The organism is Trichococcus flocculiformis (assembly GCF_900113645.1).
In the GTDB taxonomy this organism is placed as follows: Bacteria; Bacillota; Bacilli; order Lactobacillales; family Aerococcaceae; genus Trichococcus; species Trichococcus flocculiformis.
The window spans coordinates 13,252-29,753 of the sequence record NZ_FOQC01000032.1 but is presented as its reverse complement, the minus strand read 5'-3'; the positions used below and the strand labels follow the sequence as shown (position 1 = coordinate 29,753).

Here is a 16,502-nt window from a genome sequence, read left to right as displayed (position 1 = left end):
TGGGAGAAAGGAACGAACGAGAGGCACAACCGCATGCTCCGAGAATTTATCCCAAAGGGAGTCACTCTGCGTCCATTGTCTTATGCACATTTACTGGCAGTAACTAATACGATCAACGACAGGCCGAGAAAAATAATGGGCTATGCAACACCTGCAGAACGCCTGCAGGAAGAGTTAGCTAAGTTACAAGCAGCTTAAGGTGTTTTGTTGGTTTTATAGGATAAGAGAACAGCTTAGCTGAGTCAAGAGCCGCTTCGCTCCTTCTCTTGACTCAGCCAACCTATTCTCTTGGGTCAGAACCACCAACAACTCACCTGAAAAATGGTAAGGGACGAAATACACACTGCCGACAAAGGCTTCAAACCATTGGTAATACTGGATTATTGAGTAATTCGCTGTCTATAAAGGTTTTTAAAATTTTTTATGCATTTGATATTGCAATTAAGCTGTGAGAATTGCATAATAAATCATGAAATATTATTTTCTTGCGATGGTAAATACAAAATAGGTTAGTAGACACGACAAAACAAGCTCAAACAGAAAAATCAAAAAATAAAAAAGTATAATGCTGGAATCCTCAATAGTGGGAAGAGGTATCCTGTTGCCAAACAAAAACGAAACCACTTCATTAATGACGAACCAAAATACGAAAGTCAAACTGATTTTTGCAAATGATCTTAAAGCGTTTCTCAAAATACCTCAACTCCTTCAATTTTGGATGAATAGATAATAGGAATTGAAACGGCCAGTTTACACCACCGCACTTTATAGTTGCATATCTCAAGTAACTAAATTTCTTTCAACACCACGCGGTAATAATCATCGTCACCCTTGAATATCAGTTTGATCTGCAGTTCTCTTTCAGAAAGTTCCGGATCGACAAAAGTATTCGTCTCATCGGATACCTTTTCTTTTATGGCATCAAGGGAATCGTAATAGGCTACAATAAATGGCTCATGCTCCGCATCAAAATCCGCAAGTTGTTCCAAAAAGGCCGTTTCGTTGTCGATAACTTCCGTGCTCTCGCTGATTGAGGATTGAGTGACTTCGGTTTGGGTAGTTTCGTTTGATTCATTCGAACAGGCCATAAGCAATAATGCAACCGGAAGAGCTAAATAGGCTTTCATTTTCAAGTTGATTCCTCCCATTTTTTAATTATTTCAATATTAAGTATAAACTAGTTATACTGAGAATAGAAATAATGTTAATAATAAGAAACAAAAAAGGCTGGAGTAATTTAGCGCTTCCTATCGGTTATCGCTTGACTTAACCTTAACTTTAAGGTGTATGCTCTTTCTACAAGAGCGAGAATGCTGCTTTTGAATTAAAAGCATAATGGAGGAAAAATAGATGGTACTAGCGAGAGCAAGAGCAGTCGACGGTCCGGACAAACCGTTCCGATTTGCTGAAATCAAGAGACGGGAATTGGATGAACAGGACGTTCTGATCGAAATCAAGTTTGCGGGTATCTGCCATTCGGATATCCATACAGCCCATGGTGAGTGGGGACATGTGCACTATCCGCTCGTTCCTGGGCATGAAATCGCGGGATTGGTCACCGCAGTCGGTCCTGGCGTAACGAAATATAAAATTGGGGATCGCGTTGGTGTCGGCTGCATGGTTGATTCCTGCGGAGAATGCGAAAATTGTTTGCGCGGGGAAGAGCAGTACTGCCTGAAAGGCAATGTCCCGACTTATGCCGGAGTCGATAAATACGGCGAACCGACACAGGGCGGCTACTCGACGCATATCGTCGTGACCGAAGATTTTGTTGTGCGCATTCCGGACAACATCGGTCTGGACGCCGCAGCGCCGCTGTTGTGCGCCGGCATCACAACCTACTCACCATTGAACCGTTGGCAGGCCGGCCCCGGCAAGAAAGTCGCCGTGATCGGACTGGGCGGATTGGGGCACATGGGCGTCAAAATCGCGCATGCGATGGGGGCTGAAGTCACCGTCCTTTCGCAAACGTTGAGCAAAAAAGAAGACGGACTGAAGTTCGGGGCGCAGCATTATTACGCCACCAAGGATCCGGAAACATTCAAGGAATTGGCCGGCAGCTTTGATTTGATCATCAATACGGTGAGTGCCGTGATCAATCTGGACGCTTACCTGGGCTTGTTGAAACTCGACGGCACGCTGGTGAACGTCGGGGCTCCAGGAGAACCGCTGTCAGTGAATGTGATGTCCTTGATCGGGCATCGCCGTGCCTTTGCAGGTTCCATGATCGGCGGCATCCGCGAAACCCAGGAAATGCTGGACTTCTGCGCCGAACACAGCATCGTTCCGAATATCGAAGTCATTTCAGCCGACCAGATCGACGAGGCTTATGAACGCGTCTTGGCTTCCGACGTCAGATACCGTTTCGTGATCGACACCAGCACAATCTGATGAAAAATTAGTTCTCTGATGTTCAATATTTTTGGGCGCAAGGGTATATGGAAGCTACAGAATAAATAGGTTTGTGCAAACAGGCTAAAAAAGAATGAAAAAGAATGCAAAGTTTATGGCGACTTTGCATTCTTTTGCGTTATACTTTTTGCAAAACCTAATATTTTCAGAGAACTATCATCAGGGGGGACACATTGAATGGAATTCATTTCTATAGTTGAAATAATCGGAACGATCGCCTTTGCGATGTCAGGGGCATTGACCGCGATCGAGAAGGATCTTGATTATTACGGGATCGGGATATTTGCGATCACGACTTCGGTAGGCGGCGGGATCGTCAGGGATCTGCTGATTGATCGCCCTTTGCCGGCATCATTGGAAAACCCGCTCTATGCACTCATCAGCTTGCTTTCCGCCGGCTTTGTCATTCTTTTCTATACGCACATCAACAAATTGGCGAAGAAACTGCAATTTTTTGATGCGATCGGTCTTGGGGCATTTACTGCTATCGGAGCGGAGGTGGCTGTGCGGCTGGGCTTTCAACAGTGGTACGTGGTGGTGACGTTGGCGGTATTGACCGGAACCGGTGGCGGACTTATCAGGGATGTGTTCGCTCGGGAGATTCCTTACATATTCCGCAAAGAAGTTTATGCGATGGCGTCCATCCTTGGAGCCATCCTGTACATTATCGTGTTCCGATTGGCCGGAAGTGAAGCGGCGCTATATAGCTGTTTTTTGGCAACCACTTTGATCAGGCTCTACTGCATGGAGAATGACGTGCACCTGCTGAAGGTAGGGAAGGTCACTATGGAATAGGTCTGGTACATCGAAGGAAATGTCGATGCCGCGGCGGGAGAAGCTTTATTCCACCGCTGTGACCCGGGAGTTCTTTCAAGCCTACATGGGTTTACGATAAGAATTATCCTATTTAAGAGAAGTGAAGATAGGCCGTCTCCTTTGCGAGGCGGCCTTATTTGTTGTAACACTCTCACAGCGGGTTGATCATCCAGAATGAAAGCGTTACAAAATTACTTGACACCTGTATGTTGTGGGGTTATAATTCATTTAGTTAATATTTAGTAAAAATTATAAGTAAACATTTATCGAAAATAAAAAGGAGCGGATGAAGATGGAATTGACAGGGTTGAAGCAAAAATTTGAGGAATTATTCGACAAAAAGGATTACACAGCATTTTTCGCACCGGGACGGATCAATCTGATCGGCGAGCACACGGATTACAACGGCGGGAATGTCTTTCCTTGCGCCATCACATTGGGGACATACGCGATTGCGGCAAAAAATGATCTGAAGCAGGTCCGTCTTTACTCAGAAAATTTCCCGGAAGCCGGCGTCATCAGCTTCGATTTGGCCGATCTTGATCACAAAAAAGCTGACAGCTGGGCAAACTACCCGAAAGGCATGCTGCGCTACCTGAAGGAAGCCGGTCACGCCATCCCGGAAGGCATGGATATGGTCATCTTCGGAAATATCCCGAACGGCTCGGGTCTGTCTTCATCTGCATCCCTCGAGCTATTGATGGGTGTCGTTCTGGATAACCTGTTCGATTTGAACGTGGATCGTTTGGACCTCATCAAAACCGGCAAACGCGTGGAGAACGAGTTCATCGGCGTGAACAGCGGCATCATGGATCAGTTCGCTGTCGGCATGGGCGAGGAAAACAAAGCAATTTTGCTGGACTGCAATACGCTTGAATATGAAATGGTTCCTGTAGAATTGGGCAATCACGCAATCGTCATCATGAACACGAAAAAACGTCGCGAATTGGTCGACTCCAAGTACAACGAACGCCGCAGCGAATGCGAAGAAGCCTTGGCGAAGCTGCAGACAGTCGTCTCGGTCGGCAGCTTGGGCGAACTCGATGAAGAAACCTTCGAAAATGCGAAAGCAGTTCTGGAGAGCGATGTTTTGTACCGCCGTGCACGTCATGCGGTAACAGAGAACCAACGCACCTTGAAAGCCAAATCGGCCTTGCAGGCAGGCGAATTGGAGGCATTCGGCCAATTGATGAACCAGTCGCATATTTCTTTACGGGATGATTATGAAGTGACCGGCATCGAACTGGATACCTTGGTTCAAGCCGCTTGGGATCAACCGGGTGTCTTGGGAGCGCGCATGACCGGAGCGGGATTCGGTGGCTGCGCGATCGCCATCGTCGAAAAAGATGCGATTCCGACCTTTATCGAAAATGTCGGTAAAACCTATGAAGCAGCGATCGGTTATCCGGCAGAATTCTACATCGCCGAAATCAGCGACGGCGCAAAACGGTTATAAGGAGCGGTTGGTATGACGATAAATGAGACAGCGTACATGATCGATCAAGCTGTTGTCGATTTCGTGGAAACGGGCATCGCAAACGGCGAAACGGAAGCGATGGACAGGATTGCGCAGCGCAATCTGCTGTTGGCCATGATCGGCAAGGAAGATTTGGACACAAAATTGGAGCCATCGCAAATTTTGCCGGAGCGCTTGGATCTGCTGGATCGCTTGGTGGATTGGGCGGTCGCAAACGGTAAAATCGCGGACTACCAATACGCGAGGGAGACGCTGGAGGCGCAGATCATGTCTTTGATCACGCCGATGCCTTCCGTCATCAATAAGCATTTTTGGGCAGTCTATGCAGAAAATCCGGAAGCGGCAACTGACTATTTTTACGAGCTCAGCCAAAACAATGATTACATCAAAACCCGCAGCATCGCCAAAAATATCGCGTTTCAGCACCGTACTGATTACGGGGAGCTGGAGATTACGATAAACTTGTCCAAACCGGAGAAGGATCCCAAGCAGATCGCTTTGGCGAAAAACGTACCCGCATCAGCTTATCCGGCTTGCCAACTCTGCATGGAAAACGAAGGCTATGCCGGGCGCATCGATCATCCGGCCCGCGCCAACCACCGCATCGTCCGCATGCCGTTGAACGGTGAAAAGTGGGGGCTGCAGTATTCGCCCTATGCTTACTATGAGGAGCACTGCATCTTTTTGGCCGAGGAGCACAAGCCGATGAAATTGGATAAGCATACTTTCGAGAAGTTGCTTGGGATCATCACGCAATTCCCGCACTATTTCGTCGGATCGAATGCGGACCTGCCGATCGTCGGCGGCTCGATTTTGTCGCACGATCATTACCAGGGTGGACGGCACACCTTCGCGATGGCGGAAGCGCCGGTCGAACGGCCGTTTGAAATGGATCGATTTGCTTCGGTTCAGGCTGGCATCGTCAAGTGGCCGATGTCCGTCATCCGGCTTGCCGGAAAGGATGCGCATGAATTGGCGGAGGCGGCGGACTTTATCCTGGATGCATGGCGGGGCTATTCGGATGAAGCGGCCGGCATCCTGCATGTCACCGAGGGCATTCCGCACAACACGATCACGCCGATCGCGCGCATGAAGGACGGCTTGTTCGAACTGGATCTGGTGCTGCGCAACAACCGGACTTCGCCGGAGTTCCCGGACGGTATTTTCCATCCGCATCCGGACGTGCAGAACATCAAGAAAGAGAATATCGGCCTGATCGAAGTGATGGGGCTGGCGATTCTGCCGCCGCGCTTGAAGGATGAATTGAGTGAAATCGAACAGTATCTTAACGGAGAAACAGCAGAAATCGCTGCTTACCATCAGGAGTGGGTTGCAGGCTTGGTGGACAAAAAGGCGAGGACCGGTGCCGATGCGGCAGAAGTGGTGCAGGATGCGGTAAGCGAAGCCTTTTTGCGGGTGCTGGAGGATGCCGGTGTGTTCAAACGTACCCCCGAAGGCCAGCAAGCGTTTGGCCGTTTCGTCGAACAGTTGCGTTGATTTTTGAAAGGAAAGTGGAGGGGATAAAATGTCAGTATTAGTGACTGGAGGCGCCGGCTACATCGGCAGCCATACCGTAGTGGAATTATTGAAAGCAGGTCAGAAAGTCGTTATCGTCGACAACTATTCGAACAGCAAACCGGAAGTGTTGAACCGGATCGCAACGATCACCGGCAAAGCACCGACTTTCTATGAAGTGGATGTGTTGGACCGCGAAGCCTTGGACGCCGTTTTCGCAAAAGAGGAAATCGACTCGGTCATCCATTTCGCGGGCTACAAAGCAGTCGGAGAATCCGTGGCGAAACCGATCGAATATTACCACAACAACATCACGAGCTCTTTGGTATTGTGCGATGTGATGCGCAGCCACGGCGTGAAGAAGATCGTCTTCAGTTCTTCGGCGACGGTCTACGGCATGAACAACGTGTCACCGCTGACGGAAGACCTGCCGACAAGCGCAACGAACCCTTACGGCTACACAAAAGTGATGATCGAACAGATCCTGCAGGACGTGGCATTCGCCGATTCCGAGTGGAGCATCGCCTTGCTGCGTTATTTCAACCCGATCGGCGCGCATGAATCCGGCCTGATCGGCGAAGACCCGACCGGCATCCCGAACAACCTGATGCCATACATCACGCAAGTGGCGGTCGGAAAATTGCCGCGCTTGAGCGTATTCGGTGATGATTACGATACACCGGATGGCACAGGCGTCCGCGACTATATCCATGTCGTCGACTTGGCTTTAGGCCACATCAAGGCTTTGGACAAAATCAAGGAAACGGAAGGCGTTGGCATCTACAACCTAGGAACAGGCACCGGCTACAGCGTGCTGGACTTGGTGCATAACTTCCAGGATGCCAATGGTGTCGAGATCCCTTACGTAATTGTCGACAGACGCCCCGGCGATGTCGCGACTTGCTACGCGGATGCGACGAAAGCCAAAGAAGAACTCGGCTGGACCGCCCAGAAGACATTGGCGGACATGTGCCGCGATTCCTGGAATTGGCAAAAGAACAATCCGAACGGCTACGAATGAAAAAGTGAAGGACAGCCCCGATTTTGTCGGCGCTGTCCTTCACTTTTTTCGTTTTTTGGGTTAGATTTGGTTCGAGTGTTTGGGGTTGTCGGATAACCGAGAAGAATCCGACAACGAGCAAACGTATGAACCTAGAGTTGTCGGATAACCGAGAAGAATCCGACAATCAGCAAGCGTATGAACTAAGAGTTGTCGGATAACCGAGAAGAATCCGACAACGAGCAAACGTATGAACTAAGAGTTGTCGGATAACCGAGAAGAATCCGACAACGAGCAAACGTATGAACTTAGAGTTGTCGGATAACCGAGAAGAATCCGACAACCAGCAAGCGTATGAACTAAGAGTTGTCGGATAACCGAGAAGAATCCGACAACCAGCAAGCGTATGAACTAAGAGTTGTCGGATAACCGCGAGGAATCCGACAACGAGCAAACGTATGAACTTGGAGTTGTCGGATAACCAAGAAGAATCCGACAACGAGCAAGCGTATGAACTTGGAGTTGTCGGATAACCGAGAAGAATCCGACAACCGTGCAAGCATACATCATTTTTTCCGCACTTCCGATGGCAGACAGTGGAATCTGTTTTTGTAACACGTATAGAAATAAGTCTTGTTCGAAAAGCCGACTTCGGTCAGGATCGTCTGGATCGGGATTTCGGTGGATTCGATGAGCAGGTTGGCTTTCAGCAGCCGCTTTTCGTTCAGCAGTTCCGTGAACGTCTGGCCGCTGCGCTTCTTGATCATGTTGCTCAAGTAGTTTTTGTTGAAGTTCAGCCGTTTGGATGCCGCGTCCAAGGTCAGGGTCGTGAACTCGGCATCAATCAGCTGAAGGACCTCGTAAAAGGGGTCTTTTTTGCTGAACGTTTCGCTGTATTCGTGCGGCAGGGAACGCGCCAATTCGTAAATCAGGATCGGCAGATAACTGCTGATGATCTTTCCGGAAAAGACTTTCGGGAAGAAATATTCATCGGCCATATTGTTGATGATTTGCTTGATGTGTTCGTTTTGTTCATTGCGGAACAGGATGAAGTTGGCTGCATTCGTGTCCAGTGGGTTATTCGTCAGCAAAATTTTGTAGAGGATGCTGTCGTGGTGGTTCATGTTCATCAGCCAGTTGATCGAGATGCTTTTGTTGTTGAAGAGGATGTTCAAAAGCAGATCGTCCTTGCCGAGCGCTTCGATGGAATGCGCGCTGCCGGTGTCCATCAGCAGGATGTCGCCTTCCTTCAACAAGTAAGGGACGCCGTTGATGATCTGGCGGCATTCGCCCTTCACGATGTAGTTGAGTTCGAGGAATTGGTGCGAGTGCTCCGGGTAGGCGGCGTAGCGGTTGTGTTTGCTGATGTAGATGTCCTTGTTTTCGAAAAACAGATGTTCCTTGATTTTTGGCGCCCGGGTCGCCTCCCCCTCCAGTTCCGGCAGATCGGGCACAAATTTATGCCGCTTTTTCTGTTCCTTTTCGATGACAGATTCCTGCGATAACAGCGCAATCAGATCCATTCGAACACCTCCTGTATATTTGGTACTCACAACTCATTCAGTGACATTGTAGCATAAATTCAGAAGTTGTTTAATAGTAATGTAAACAATTACAAGGCGGAGGTGTGAAACAAGTAAATGAAGTACTATACGATGATAGATATCGGAGCCTCCAGCGGGCGGATCATGCTGGCGGAAATAGATAATAAACAATTGGCGTTGCAGGAAGTGCACCGTTTCAAAAATGGCTTCAACCGCATCGACGGATCCGACAGATGGGATATCGAAACCATTTTCGAAGAAATCCTGACTGGGCTATCCAAACTGAAGGCACTCGGCGTGACGGAATGCCATCTCGGGATCGATACGTGGGCGGTCGACTACTGCCTGATCGGAATGGACGGCCAATTGCTGCAGCTGCCGATCAGTTACCGGGACGAACGCACGAAAGATACGATGGAAAAAGTGGTGCAAGAGATCGACAAAGAGACAATCTACGCCAAAACGGGCATCCAGTTCCTGAACTTCAATACTTTGTATCAACTGTATGAAGAGGACAAGGACTTGTTGGCCAAGACCGACAAAATTTTGATGGTACCGGATTATCTGGCATACCGCTTGACCGGGGAAATGGTCGGCGAAGTGACGAATGTGTCTTCTTCGCAGATGTTGAATCTCGAAACCGGGGAGTTCGATGCCGACCTGCTTGAACTTGTCGGCATCCCGAGAGAGAAGTTCCCGGAACTGGTTGTGCCAGGAACGAAAGTCGGCGATGTGAAGGCTGATCTGACGGAAAGCTATGATTTGCCCAAAATCGAAGTGATCGCTGCAGCGACGCACGATACGGCATCCGCCATCGTCGGCGTGCCGGCGCTGGGCGGTAAATGGGCCTACCTCAGCAGCGGCACTTGGTCGTTGATCGGTGTCGAAAACGACGCACCGATAAATGACCGTCCCGCCTACGAAGCGAACTTCACGAATGAGTGGGGCGCTTACGGCACCTACCGATTCCTGAAGAACATCACGGGCATGTGGTTCGTGCAGGAAATCGCGCGCAACCTGGATTATCGCCACTCATACGGCGAAATGGCGCAGATGGCCTATGCAGTCGAACCGTTCCTGCAGTATGTCGATCTGAACGATCCGCGCTTCCTCAATCCAGCAAATATGATCGCGGAAATCCAAGCCTTTTGCCGCGAACGGGGCGAAATCGTTCCGGAAACGACCGGCGAATTGGTGATGTGCGTTTACAGCAATCTGGCCTTGGCCTATGCGCATGAACTAAAGAAAGTCGAACAACTTACGCAAGAAACAGTCGATGTGCTGCACATCGTTGGCGGTGGAGCGAACGTGAAACTGCTGAATCAGCTGACTGCTGATGTCACCGGGAAGCTGGTCGTTGCCGGACCTACCGAAGGCACCGCAATCGGAAACCTACTCGTGCAGATGATCGCAGCCGGAGAATTCGCTGACCTGGCGGAAGCCAGGACTTGGCTGAGAAGCCAGATCCACGTTGAAGAATACCCGCCAAACCCGATCGCAGACCGGGAGCACCTAAAAAAATACGAAGAAAAGATTGGAGTATAGACAGATGACAAAACCTATTGAAGAAGCATACGCTTTAGCGAAACAGAAATACGCCGCCATCGGTGTGGATACAGACACAGTACTTGAAAAATTGAGCCAAATCAAGGTTTCCTTGCAATGTTGGCAAGGGGACGACGTATTGGGATTCATGTTCCCTGACCAAGCCTTGACCGGCGGGATTTCCGTCAGCGGCAACTACCCGGGCAAAGCAACGACGCCAGCGCAACTGCGTGCCGATTTGGATAAAGCCTTGAGCCTGATCCCTGGTAATCATAAAGTGAATTTGCATGCCATCTACGTGGATACGGACGAAAAAATCGACTTGGACCAGATCGAACCGAAGCACTACGAAAAATGGGTGCAATGGGCTAAAGAAAAAGGCCTTGGTTTGGACTTCAATCCTACGTGTTTCTCCCATCCGAAATCGACAGACGGCACATTGTCCAGCAATGACCCTGAAACGCAAGCATTCTGGATCGAGCATGTGAAACGCAGCCGTAAAGTGGCCGCTTATTTCGGCGAAGAACTAAACCAAACCTGCGTGAACAACATCTGGATCCCGGACGGCTACAAAGACAATCCGATCGACAAAATGTCGCCGCGTGTACGCTTGCGCGATGCTTTGGATCAATGTTTGGAAGAAAAATTCGATGATGCGCACATGCTGGATGCAGTCGAAGGCAAACTCTTCGGCATCGGTGCAGAAAGCTTCACGACCGGTTCCAATGATTTCTATCTGTCTTACGCTTTGACAAGGGATATCCTGTGGACAATCGATGCGGGACATTTCCATCCAACCGAGGATGTATCCGATAAATTCACGGCCTTCCTGCCTTTCGGTAAAGGCTTGATGCTGCACGTGAGCCGTCCGATCCGTTGGGATTCCGATCACGTGGTCATCTTGGATGAAGCGACGACCCGTATCGGCGAAACATTGGTTCGCAACGATTTGTTGGACAAAACTTTCATCGGCATGGACTTCTTCGATGCAACGATCAACCGTGTCGCAGCCATGGTCATCGGCGCACGCAGCACATTGAAATCCTTGCTTTTGGGCATGTTGAGCCCGATCGAAACATTGAAGGATGCCGAAAGCACAGGCGATTTCACAACCCGTTTGGCTGTCACGGAAGAAATGAAATCTTTTCCATTCGGCGCTGTCTGGGAATTCTATTGCCAACAACAAAATGTACCAGCTGGTACGGAATGGCTGACTGAAGTAAAAGACTACGAACAAAAAATTCTGACGGAACGCAAATAAGGGGGAAATCATAAAAATGAAAAACATTTTAGAAGCACCATTCATCAAAGAAGTCATGCTGTTGACGGACGTCATGTACAAATTCGGCTGGCACGAAAGAAACAGCGGCAACTTGTCCTACTTGCTGAAAGAAGAGGAAATTACGGAATATCTGGATCTGAACGAAGTGAAACGCAACATTCCGATCGCTTTCGACGGCAAAGCATTGGCTGGGAAATATTTCCTGGTCACAGGAACAGGGAAATTCTTCAAAAACGTCATCCATGATCCGGCTGATGTCTTGGGTATCCTGAAAGTAACTGCGGAAGGCAACAGCGTGGATCTGTTATGGGGCTACGAAAATGGAGCGGCTCCTACAAGCGAATTGCCTGCTCATTTGATGTCGCACATTGCGCGCTTGTCAGTCGATCCTGAAAACCGTGTCGTTTACCACTGCCACGCCACCAACCTGTTGGCGATGTCCTTCTCTTGCGAGTTGGATGAAAGAAGCTTCACGCGCATCCTTTGGAAAATGTGCACCGAGTCATTGGTCGTGTTCCCAGAAGGTGTGGGCATCTTGCCTTGGCTGATGCCTGGAACGAACGAAATCGGCGAAGCGACTGCTGAAAAAATGAAGGAATACCGTCTGATCGTATGGCCACACCACGGTTTGTACGCAGCCGGAAAAGATTTGGAAGAGTGTTTCGGTTTGGTCGAAACGGCTGAAAAATCAGCGACTGTCTACACACTTGTTCAATCGCAAGGCGGCATCAGACAGGAAATCACTGACGAACAACTGAGCAATCTTGGCAAACGTTTCTCGGTAACCCCAAGAGCGGGCTACTTGAATATCTAATCCATCTGATTTTTAACAAAAGGAGATAATGGAAAATGGCAACTTTTTATGTACCAGCAATAAACCTTATCGGAAAAGGCTGCATCAAGGAATTGGGCAGCAATGTGAAGGAACTTGGCTACAAGAAAGCTTTGTTCGTAACGGATAACTTTTTGGCCAAAAGCGAAATGATCGACGTTGTTTTGGCAGAGTTGGACAATGCGGAAATCGACTATGTGATCTATGCGGATGTCGATCCGAACCCGACCTGCAAAAACGTAAACGAAGGCGTGGCGATGGCACAAGCGGAAAACTGCGACTTCATCATTTCCTTCGGCGGTGGCTCTCCTCAGGATGCAGCGAGCGCCATTAGCATCATCCTGACAAACGGCGGCAAACCGCAGGATTACGAAGGCTTGCACAAATCCGCTAAAGCCGGCTTGCCGGTTGTGGCGATCAACACGACTGCCGGAACATCCGCTGAAATCACGATCAACTACGTCATCACCGATGAAGACCGCAAAGTGAAGATGGTTATGGTCGACAAAAACAGCTTGGCGAAGATTTCCGTGAACGATCCTGAATTGATGTTGACGATGCCGAAATCATTGACAGCCGCAACTGGGATGGACGCGTTGACACATGCGATCGAATCGATGGTAACACCGGGCGCATACGCTGTGACGGAAGTATTGGCAGCCGGAGCAATCGAATTGATCCGCGAATACTTGCCGAAAGCTGTCGAAAACGGAACGGACTTGGATGCGCGCGATAAAATGGTCAATGCCATTTTCTTGGGCGGAATGGCCTTCAACAATGCCGGCCTGGGCTATGTGCATTCGATGGCTCACCAATTGGGTGCCGTCTACCACTTGCCGCACGGCGTCTGCTGCGCGATGTTATTGCCGATTGTGGAAGCTGAAAATGCCAAATTTGCACCTGAACGTTTCCGCAAAGTAGCGAAAGCATTAGGCTTGGCAGTAACGGCTGACGTATCCGATCAAGCCTGCGCGGATTACACGGTCGAAGAAATCAAACGTTTGTCCAAAGTCGTTGGTATTCCAACCTCATTGAATGAGTTGGGCATCAAGGAAGAGGAATTCGATTACGATTACCTGTCCAAAAATGCCATGATCGATGCCTGCGCACCAGGAAACCCATTCACGCCGACATTAGAAGAAACGATTGCGATGTACAAAAAGTTGTTCCAATAATCCACACCTGAGCTAAAATTACTAAGTTTTCAAAGAAATGCAGATAATCCGAATTTGTCCAAAACAAGATTGTCGACAATAAAGAAGAGCCGCCTCGATTTTTGAGGTGGCTCTTCTTTGCTGTGCCAAAAGACGGTTATAGAAATGGATGTCGGCTGTTGAGGATACCTTGAATAGCGAAAAGCCGACAGAAGCCGAATCTCTCGACAGTTCGCGACATAAAATGCTCGGAACACCCGACAGAAGACTGATTTCTCGGCTGTTTGCGACGAGAAATGTTCGAAACAACCGACAGAAGACTGATCTCTCGGCTATCTGCGACGTGGAATGCTCGGAATAGCCGACAGAAGTTTGGTCTCTCGACAGTTCGCGATGTGGAATGCTCAAAACAGCCGACAAAACCCGGTCCAACTCCAGTCAACTAGGATCAGGCCGCACGATGTTATAGCGAAGAGCTATAACTGCGTATATTTATTAAGTGTTATCCTATATCCGGATTCCGTGGCATACTGAAACCACCTTCTGATGAATGATGATCAGCAAACAGTACAACACTTAAAAGCATGATTGATAGTTTTGCAGCAGGAACCAAAAAATGAAATGGAGGAATCAAAATGAACAGTTCAGTAATCGGTTTTCCAAGGGTCGGTAAATTGCGCGAATTAAAGTTCGCATCCGAAAAATATTTCAAGCAAGAAATTTCAACAGAAGAGTTGGAGCAAGTCGCAAAGGGTTTGCGGGAGATGCACTGGAATCTGCAGCAGGCTGCCGGCATTAGCCACATCCCTTCGAATGATTTTTCATATTACGATAACGTGCTGGATCTGACGGTCCTGTTGAACGCGTTGCCTGAAAACTACAGACAGCTCGGTTTGAGCGAGCGCGACACTTATTTTGCGGCTGCGCGCGGATACCAGGGCGTAGCGGGCGACGCCAAAGCCTTGGCGATGAAGAAATGGTTCAACACCAACTATCATTATTTGGTTCCAGAACTGTCCGACAATACCGAAATTAAATTGGTGGGCGATAAGCCTTTTGTCGAGTACGAAGAAGCCAAAGCAATCGGTGTGCTGACGAAACCGGTCCTCATCGGCGGATTCACTTTCCTGAAGCTGGCCAAATACAAAGGCTCGAAAACAATAAATGATTTTGCCGACCAAGTGGCAGATGCCTATATCGCAATCCTCGATCGGTTCAACGAACAGGGTGTGGAGTGGGTGCAGTTCGATGAACCGAGCCTGGTCACCGATCTGACGCAAGAAGATGTAGCGCTGTTCACGGCCCTTTACGAAAAAGTCTTGGCGCATAAGGGTAACGTAAAAGTATTGCTGCAAACATACTTCGGCGATATCAGGGACAGCTATGAAGAAGTGGTCGGGCTCGATTTCGACGGCATCGGCCTTGATTTCATCGAAGGCAAACAGACTGTGGAACTTTTGGAAAGATATGGCTTTCCGGCTGATAAAACATTGTTTGCCGGTGTCCTGAATGGGAAAAACATCTGGAAGAGCGACTACAAAAAGGTCATCACGTTGGTCAATGGGTTGAAGAAACACAGCAACGACATCGTCATCAGCACTTCCTGTTCGTTGCTGCATGTTCCCTACACGCTGGAAAACGAAACGAGCTTGCCGGAAGAAGTTTCCCAGTATTTCGCTTTCGCGAAGGAAAGGCTGCAGGAAATCAAAGAGCTGACGGAGTTGATCGGCACATCCGGATCCGGATATGAAGAGCAGGCAGCTTATCTTGCGAATCAAAAAGTCTTTTCAGCGGACCGGGTCTACGAAGACAAGCACGTGCAAGCATCCGTAGCGAGCTTGACGGAAAGAGATTTTGTCAGAAACGTTCCGAGACAAAAACGGAGGGCGATCCAAAAAGAGAAACTGCAACTGGGTCTGTTGCCGACAACGACGATCGGTTCCTTCCCGCAGACGAGGGAAGTCAAGCAGAACCGCAGCAAGTACCGCAAAGGCGCGATCTCAAAAGCCGAATACGATGAAAACATCAAAGGCTTCATCAAAGAATGCATCGATCTGCAGGAGGAACTGGGGCTGGATGTGCTGGTCCACGGCGAATCCGAGCGCAACGACATGGTTGAATTCTTCGGCGAAAATCTGGCTGGATACGTGTTTACCGAAAAAGCTTGGGTACAGTCCTACGGAACAAGATGCGTCAAGCCGCCGATCATTTTCGGGGACATCCGACGCGAAAACCCGATCACCGTATTCTATTCGGAATATGCGCAGAGTCTTTCCGACAAACCGGTCAAAGGGATGCTCACTGGTCCGGTGACAATCTTGAATTGGTCGTTCCCGCGTGAGGACATTTCGCTGAGGGAGATGGCTTTCCAGATCGGTCTGGCGATCCGCGAAGAGGTTCTCGATTTGGAGGAAGCGGGCATCAAAATCATCCAGATCGATGAAGCGGCTCTGAAGGAGAAGTTGCCGATCCGCAGAGAAGAATGGGCGAGCGAGTACCTTGATTGGGCGATTCCGGCATTCCGCCTTTGCCACAGTGGCGTGAGACCGGAGACGCAGGTGCATACGCATATGTGCTACAGCGAATTCGAGGAAATCGTAAAGGATATCGATAACATGGATGCGGACGTCATTTCTTTTGAAGCCTCCCGTTCCAAACTGACGATCATCGATGCCTTGAAGGCGAACCAGTTCGAAACGGAAGTCGGACCGGGTGTTTACGACATCCACTCGCCGCGCGTGCCGAGTGTCGAAGAGATGGTAGCGGTATTGAAGAACGCGCTGACGAAGATAGACGAGGAAAATCTATGGATCAATCCGGACTGCGGACTGAAAACACGGGGCATCAAAGAAACAAGAGAAAGCCTCGCCAATCTGGTCGCGGCGGCGCAAATCATCAAAGACGCAGTCTCAGTCTAAAAAAGAG

General features: G+C 49.1%; 12 protein-coding genes and 1 pseudogene. 11 read left to right on the top strand and 2 right to left on the bottom strand.

Annotation, left to right across the window (positions count from 1 at the left end):
* Nucleotides 1-198 (top strand): annotated as a pseudogene (locus BMZ71_RS15115) (IS30 family transposase); the annotation flags it as partial.
* Nucleotides 199-788: 590 nt separating this feature from the next.
* Here the strand turns inward: BMZ71_RS15115 and BMZ71_RS10320 are convergent.
* Nucleotides 789-1,133, bottom strand: a complete 345-nt coding sequence (locus BMZ71_RS10320; protein ID WP_086989156.1) for a hypothetical protein — start codon at nucleotides 1,131-1,133, stop codon at nucleotides 789-791.
* A 217-nt stretch (nucleotides 1,134-1,350) separates the two neighbouring features.
* On the opposite strand from BMZ71_RS10320, the gene BMZ71_RS10315 reads away from it, so the two are divergent.
* From BMZ71_RS10315 to galE, 5 genes are all read left to right on the top strand, one after another.
* Nucleotides 1,351-2,391, top strand: coding sequence for an NAD(P)-dependent alcohol dehydrogenase (locus BMZ71_RS10315; RefSeq protein ID WP_086989157.1), 1,041 nt, complete (start codon nucleotides 1,351-1,353; stop codon nucleotides 2,389-2,391).
* A gap of 198 nt (nucleotides 2,392-2,589) precedes the next feature.
* A complete protein-coding gene (locus BMZ71_RS10310) occupies nucleotides 2,590-3,207 on the top strand; it encodes a trimeric intracellular cation channel family protein (RefSeq protein WP_086989158.1) in 618 nt (205 codons plus the stop codon).
* A 313-nt stretch (nucleotides 3,208-3,520) separates the two neighbouring features.
* Nucleotides 3,521-4,684: a galactokinase gene (locus BMZ71_RS10305; RefSeq protein WP_086989159.1), complete on the top strand. Its 1,164-nt coding sequence runs from the start codon at nucleotides 3,521-3,523 to the stop codon at nucleotides 4,682-4,684.
* Between the two features lie 36 nt (nucleotides 4,685-4,720).
* Nucleotides 4,721-6,202, top strand: a complete 1,482-nt coding sequence (gene galT, locus BMZ71_RS10300) for a UDP-glucose--hexose-1-phosphate uridylyltransferase (protein WP_086989177.1) — start codon at nucleotides 4,721-4,723, stop codon at nucleotides 6,200-6,202.
* Nucleotides 6,203-6,230: 28 nt separating this feature from the next.
* Nucleotides 6,231-7,241, top strand: coding sequence for a UDP-glucose 4-epimerase GalE (gene galE / locus BMZ71_RS10295; RefSeq protein WP_086989160.1), 1,011 nt, complete (start codon nucleotides 6,231-6,233; stop codon nucleotides 7,239-7,241).
* 545 nt (nucleotides 7,242-7,786) lie between these two features.
* On the opposite strand, the gene BMZ71_RS10290 is transcribed toward galE, so the two are convergent.
* Entirely contained in the window at nucleotides 7,787-8,743 is a 957-nt protein-coding gene (locus tag BMZ71_RS10290) for a helix-turn-helix domain-containing protein (protein ID WP_086989161.1), read from the bottom strand.
* 117 nt (nucleotides 8,744-8,860) lie between these two features.
* Between BMZ71_RS10290 and rhaB the strand changes: the two genes are divergently transcribed.
* The 5 genes from rhaB to metE all read left to right on the top strand — a co-directional run bounded on the left by rhaB (nucleotide 8,861) and on the right by metE (nucleotide 16,495).
* Nucleotides 8,861-10,309, top strand: a complete 1,449-nt coding sequence (gene rhaB, locus BMZ71_RS10285) for a rhamnulokinase (protein WP_086989162.1) — start codon at nucleotides 8,861-8,863, stop codon at nucleotides 10,307-10,309.
* A gap of 4 nt (nucleotides 10,310-10,313) precedes the next feature.
* Nucleotides 10,314-11,570, top strand: coding sequence for an L-rhamnose isomerase (locus BMZ71_RS10280; protein ID WP_086989163.1), 1,257 nt, complete (start codon nucleotides 10,314-10,316; stop codon nucleotides 11,568-11,570).
* A 10-nt stretch (nucleotides 11,571-11,580) separates the two neighbouring features.
* Nucleotides 11,581-12,405 (top strand): rhamnulose-1-phosphate aldolase, encoded by an 825-nt coding sequence (gene rhaD / locus BMZ71_RS10275; RefSeq protein ID WP_218142800.1) that lies wholly within the window; start codon nucleotides 11,581-11,583, stop codon nucleotides 12,403-12,405.
* Nucleotides 12,406-12,440: 35 nt separating this feature from the next.
* Nucleotides 12,441-13,598: an iron-containing alcohol dehydrogenase gene (locus tag BMZ71_RS10270; protein ID WP_086989165.1), complete on the top strand. Its 1,158-nt coding sequence runs from the start codon at nucleotides 12,441-12,443 to the stop codon at nucleotides 13,596-13,598.
* 614 nt (nucleotides 13,599-14,212) lie between these two features.
* The gene (gene metE, locus BMZ71_RS10265; protein ID WP_086989166.1) at nucleotides 14,213-16,495 is read left to right on the top strand and encodes a 5-methyltetrahydropteroyltriglutamate--homocysteine S-methyltransferase; all 2,283 of its coding nucleotides are present in this window, start codon (nucleotides 14,213-14,215) and stop codon (nucleotides 16,493-16,495) included.
* Nucleotides 16,496-16,502: the final 7 nt, after the last annotated feature.

Bases quoted from the DNA above. Each gene is read 5' to 3' on its own strand.
- BMZ71_RS10315 (WP_086989157.1), top strand. From the start codon at position 1,351: ATGGTACTAGCGAGAGCAAGAGCAGTCGACGGTCCGGACAAACCGTTC.
- BMZ71_RS10310 (WP_086989158.1), top strand. From the start codon at position 2,590: ATGGAATTCATTTCTATAGTTGAAATAATCGGAACGATCGCCTTTGCG.
- BMZ71_RS10305 (WP_086989159.1), top strand. From the start codon at position 3,521: ATGGAATTGACAGGGTTGAAGCAAAAATTTGAGGAATTATTCGACAAA.
- galT (WP_086989177.1), top strand. From the start codon at position 4,721: ATGATCGATCAAGCTGTTGTCGATTTCGTGGAAACGGGCATCGCAAAC.
- galE (WP_086989160.1), top strand. From the start codon at position 6,231: ATGTCAGTATTAGTGACTGGAGGCGCCGGCTACATCGGCAGCCATACC.
- BMZ71_RS10290 (WP_086989161.1), bottom strand. From the start codon at position 8,743: ATGGATCTGATTGCGCTGTTATCGCAGGAATCTGTCATCGAAAAGGAA.
- rhaB (WP_086989162.1), top strand. From the start codon at position 8,861: ATGAAGTACTATACGATGATAGATATCGGAGCCTCCAGCGGGCGGATC.
- BMZ71_RS10280 (WP_086989163.1), top strand. From the start codon at position 10,314: ATGACAAAACCTATTGAAGAAGCATACGCTTTAGCGAAACAGAAATAC.
- BMZ71_RS10270 (WP_086989165.1), top strand. From the start codon at position 12,441: ATGGCAACTTTTTATGTACCAGCAATAAACCTTATCGGAAAAGGCTGC.
- metE (WP_086989166.1), top strand. From the start codon at position 14,213: ATGAACAGTTCAGTAATCGGTTTTCCAAGGGTCGGTAAATTGCGCGAA.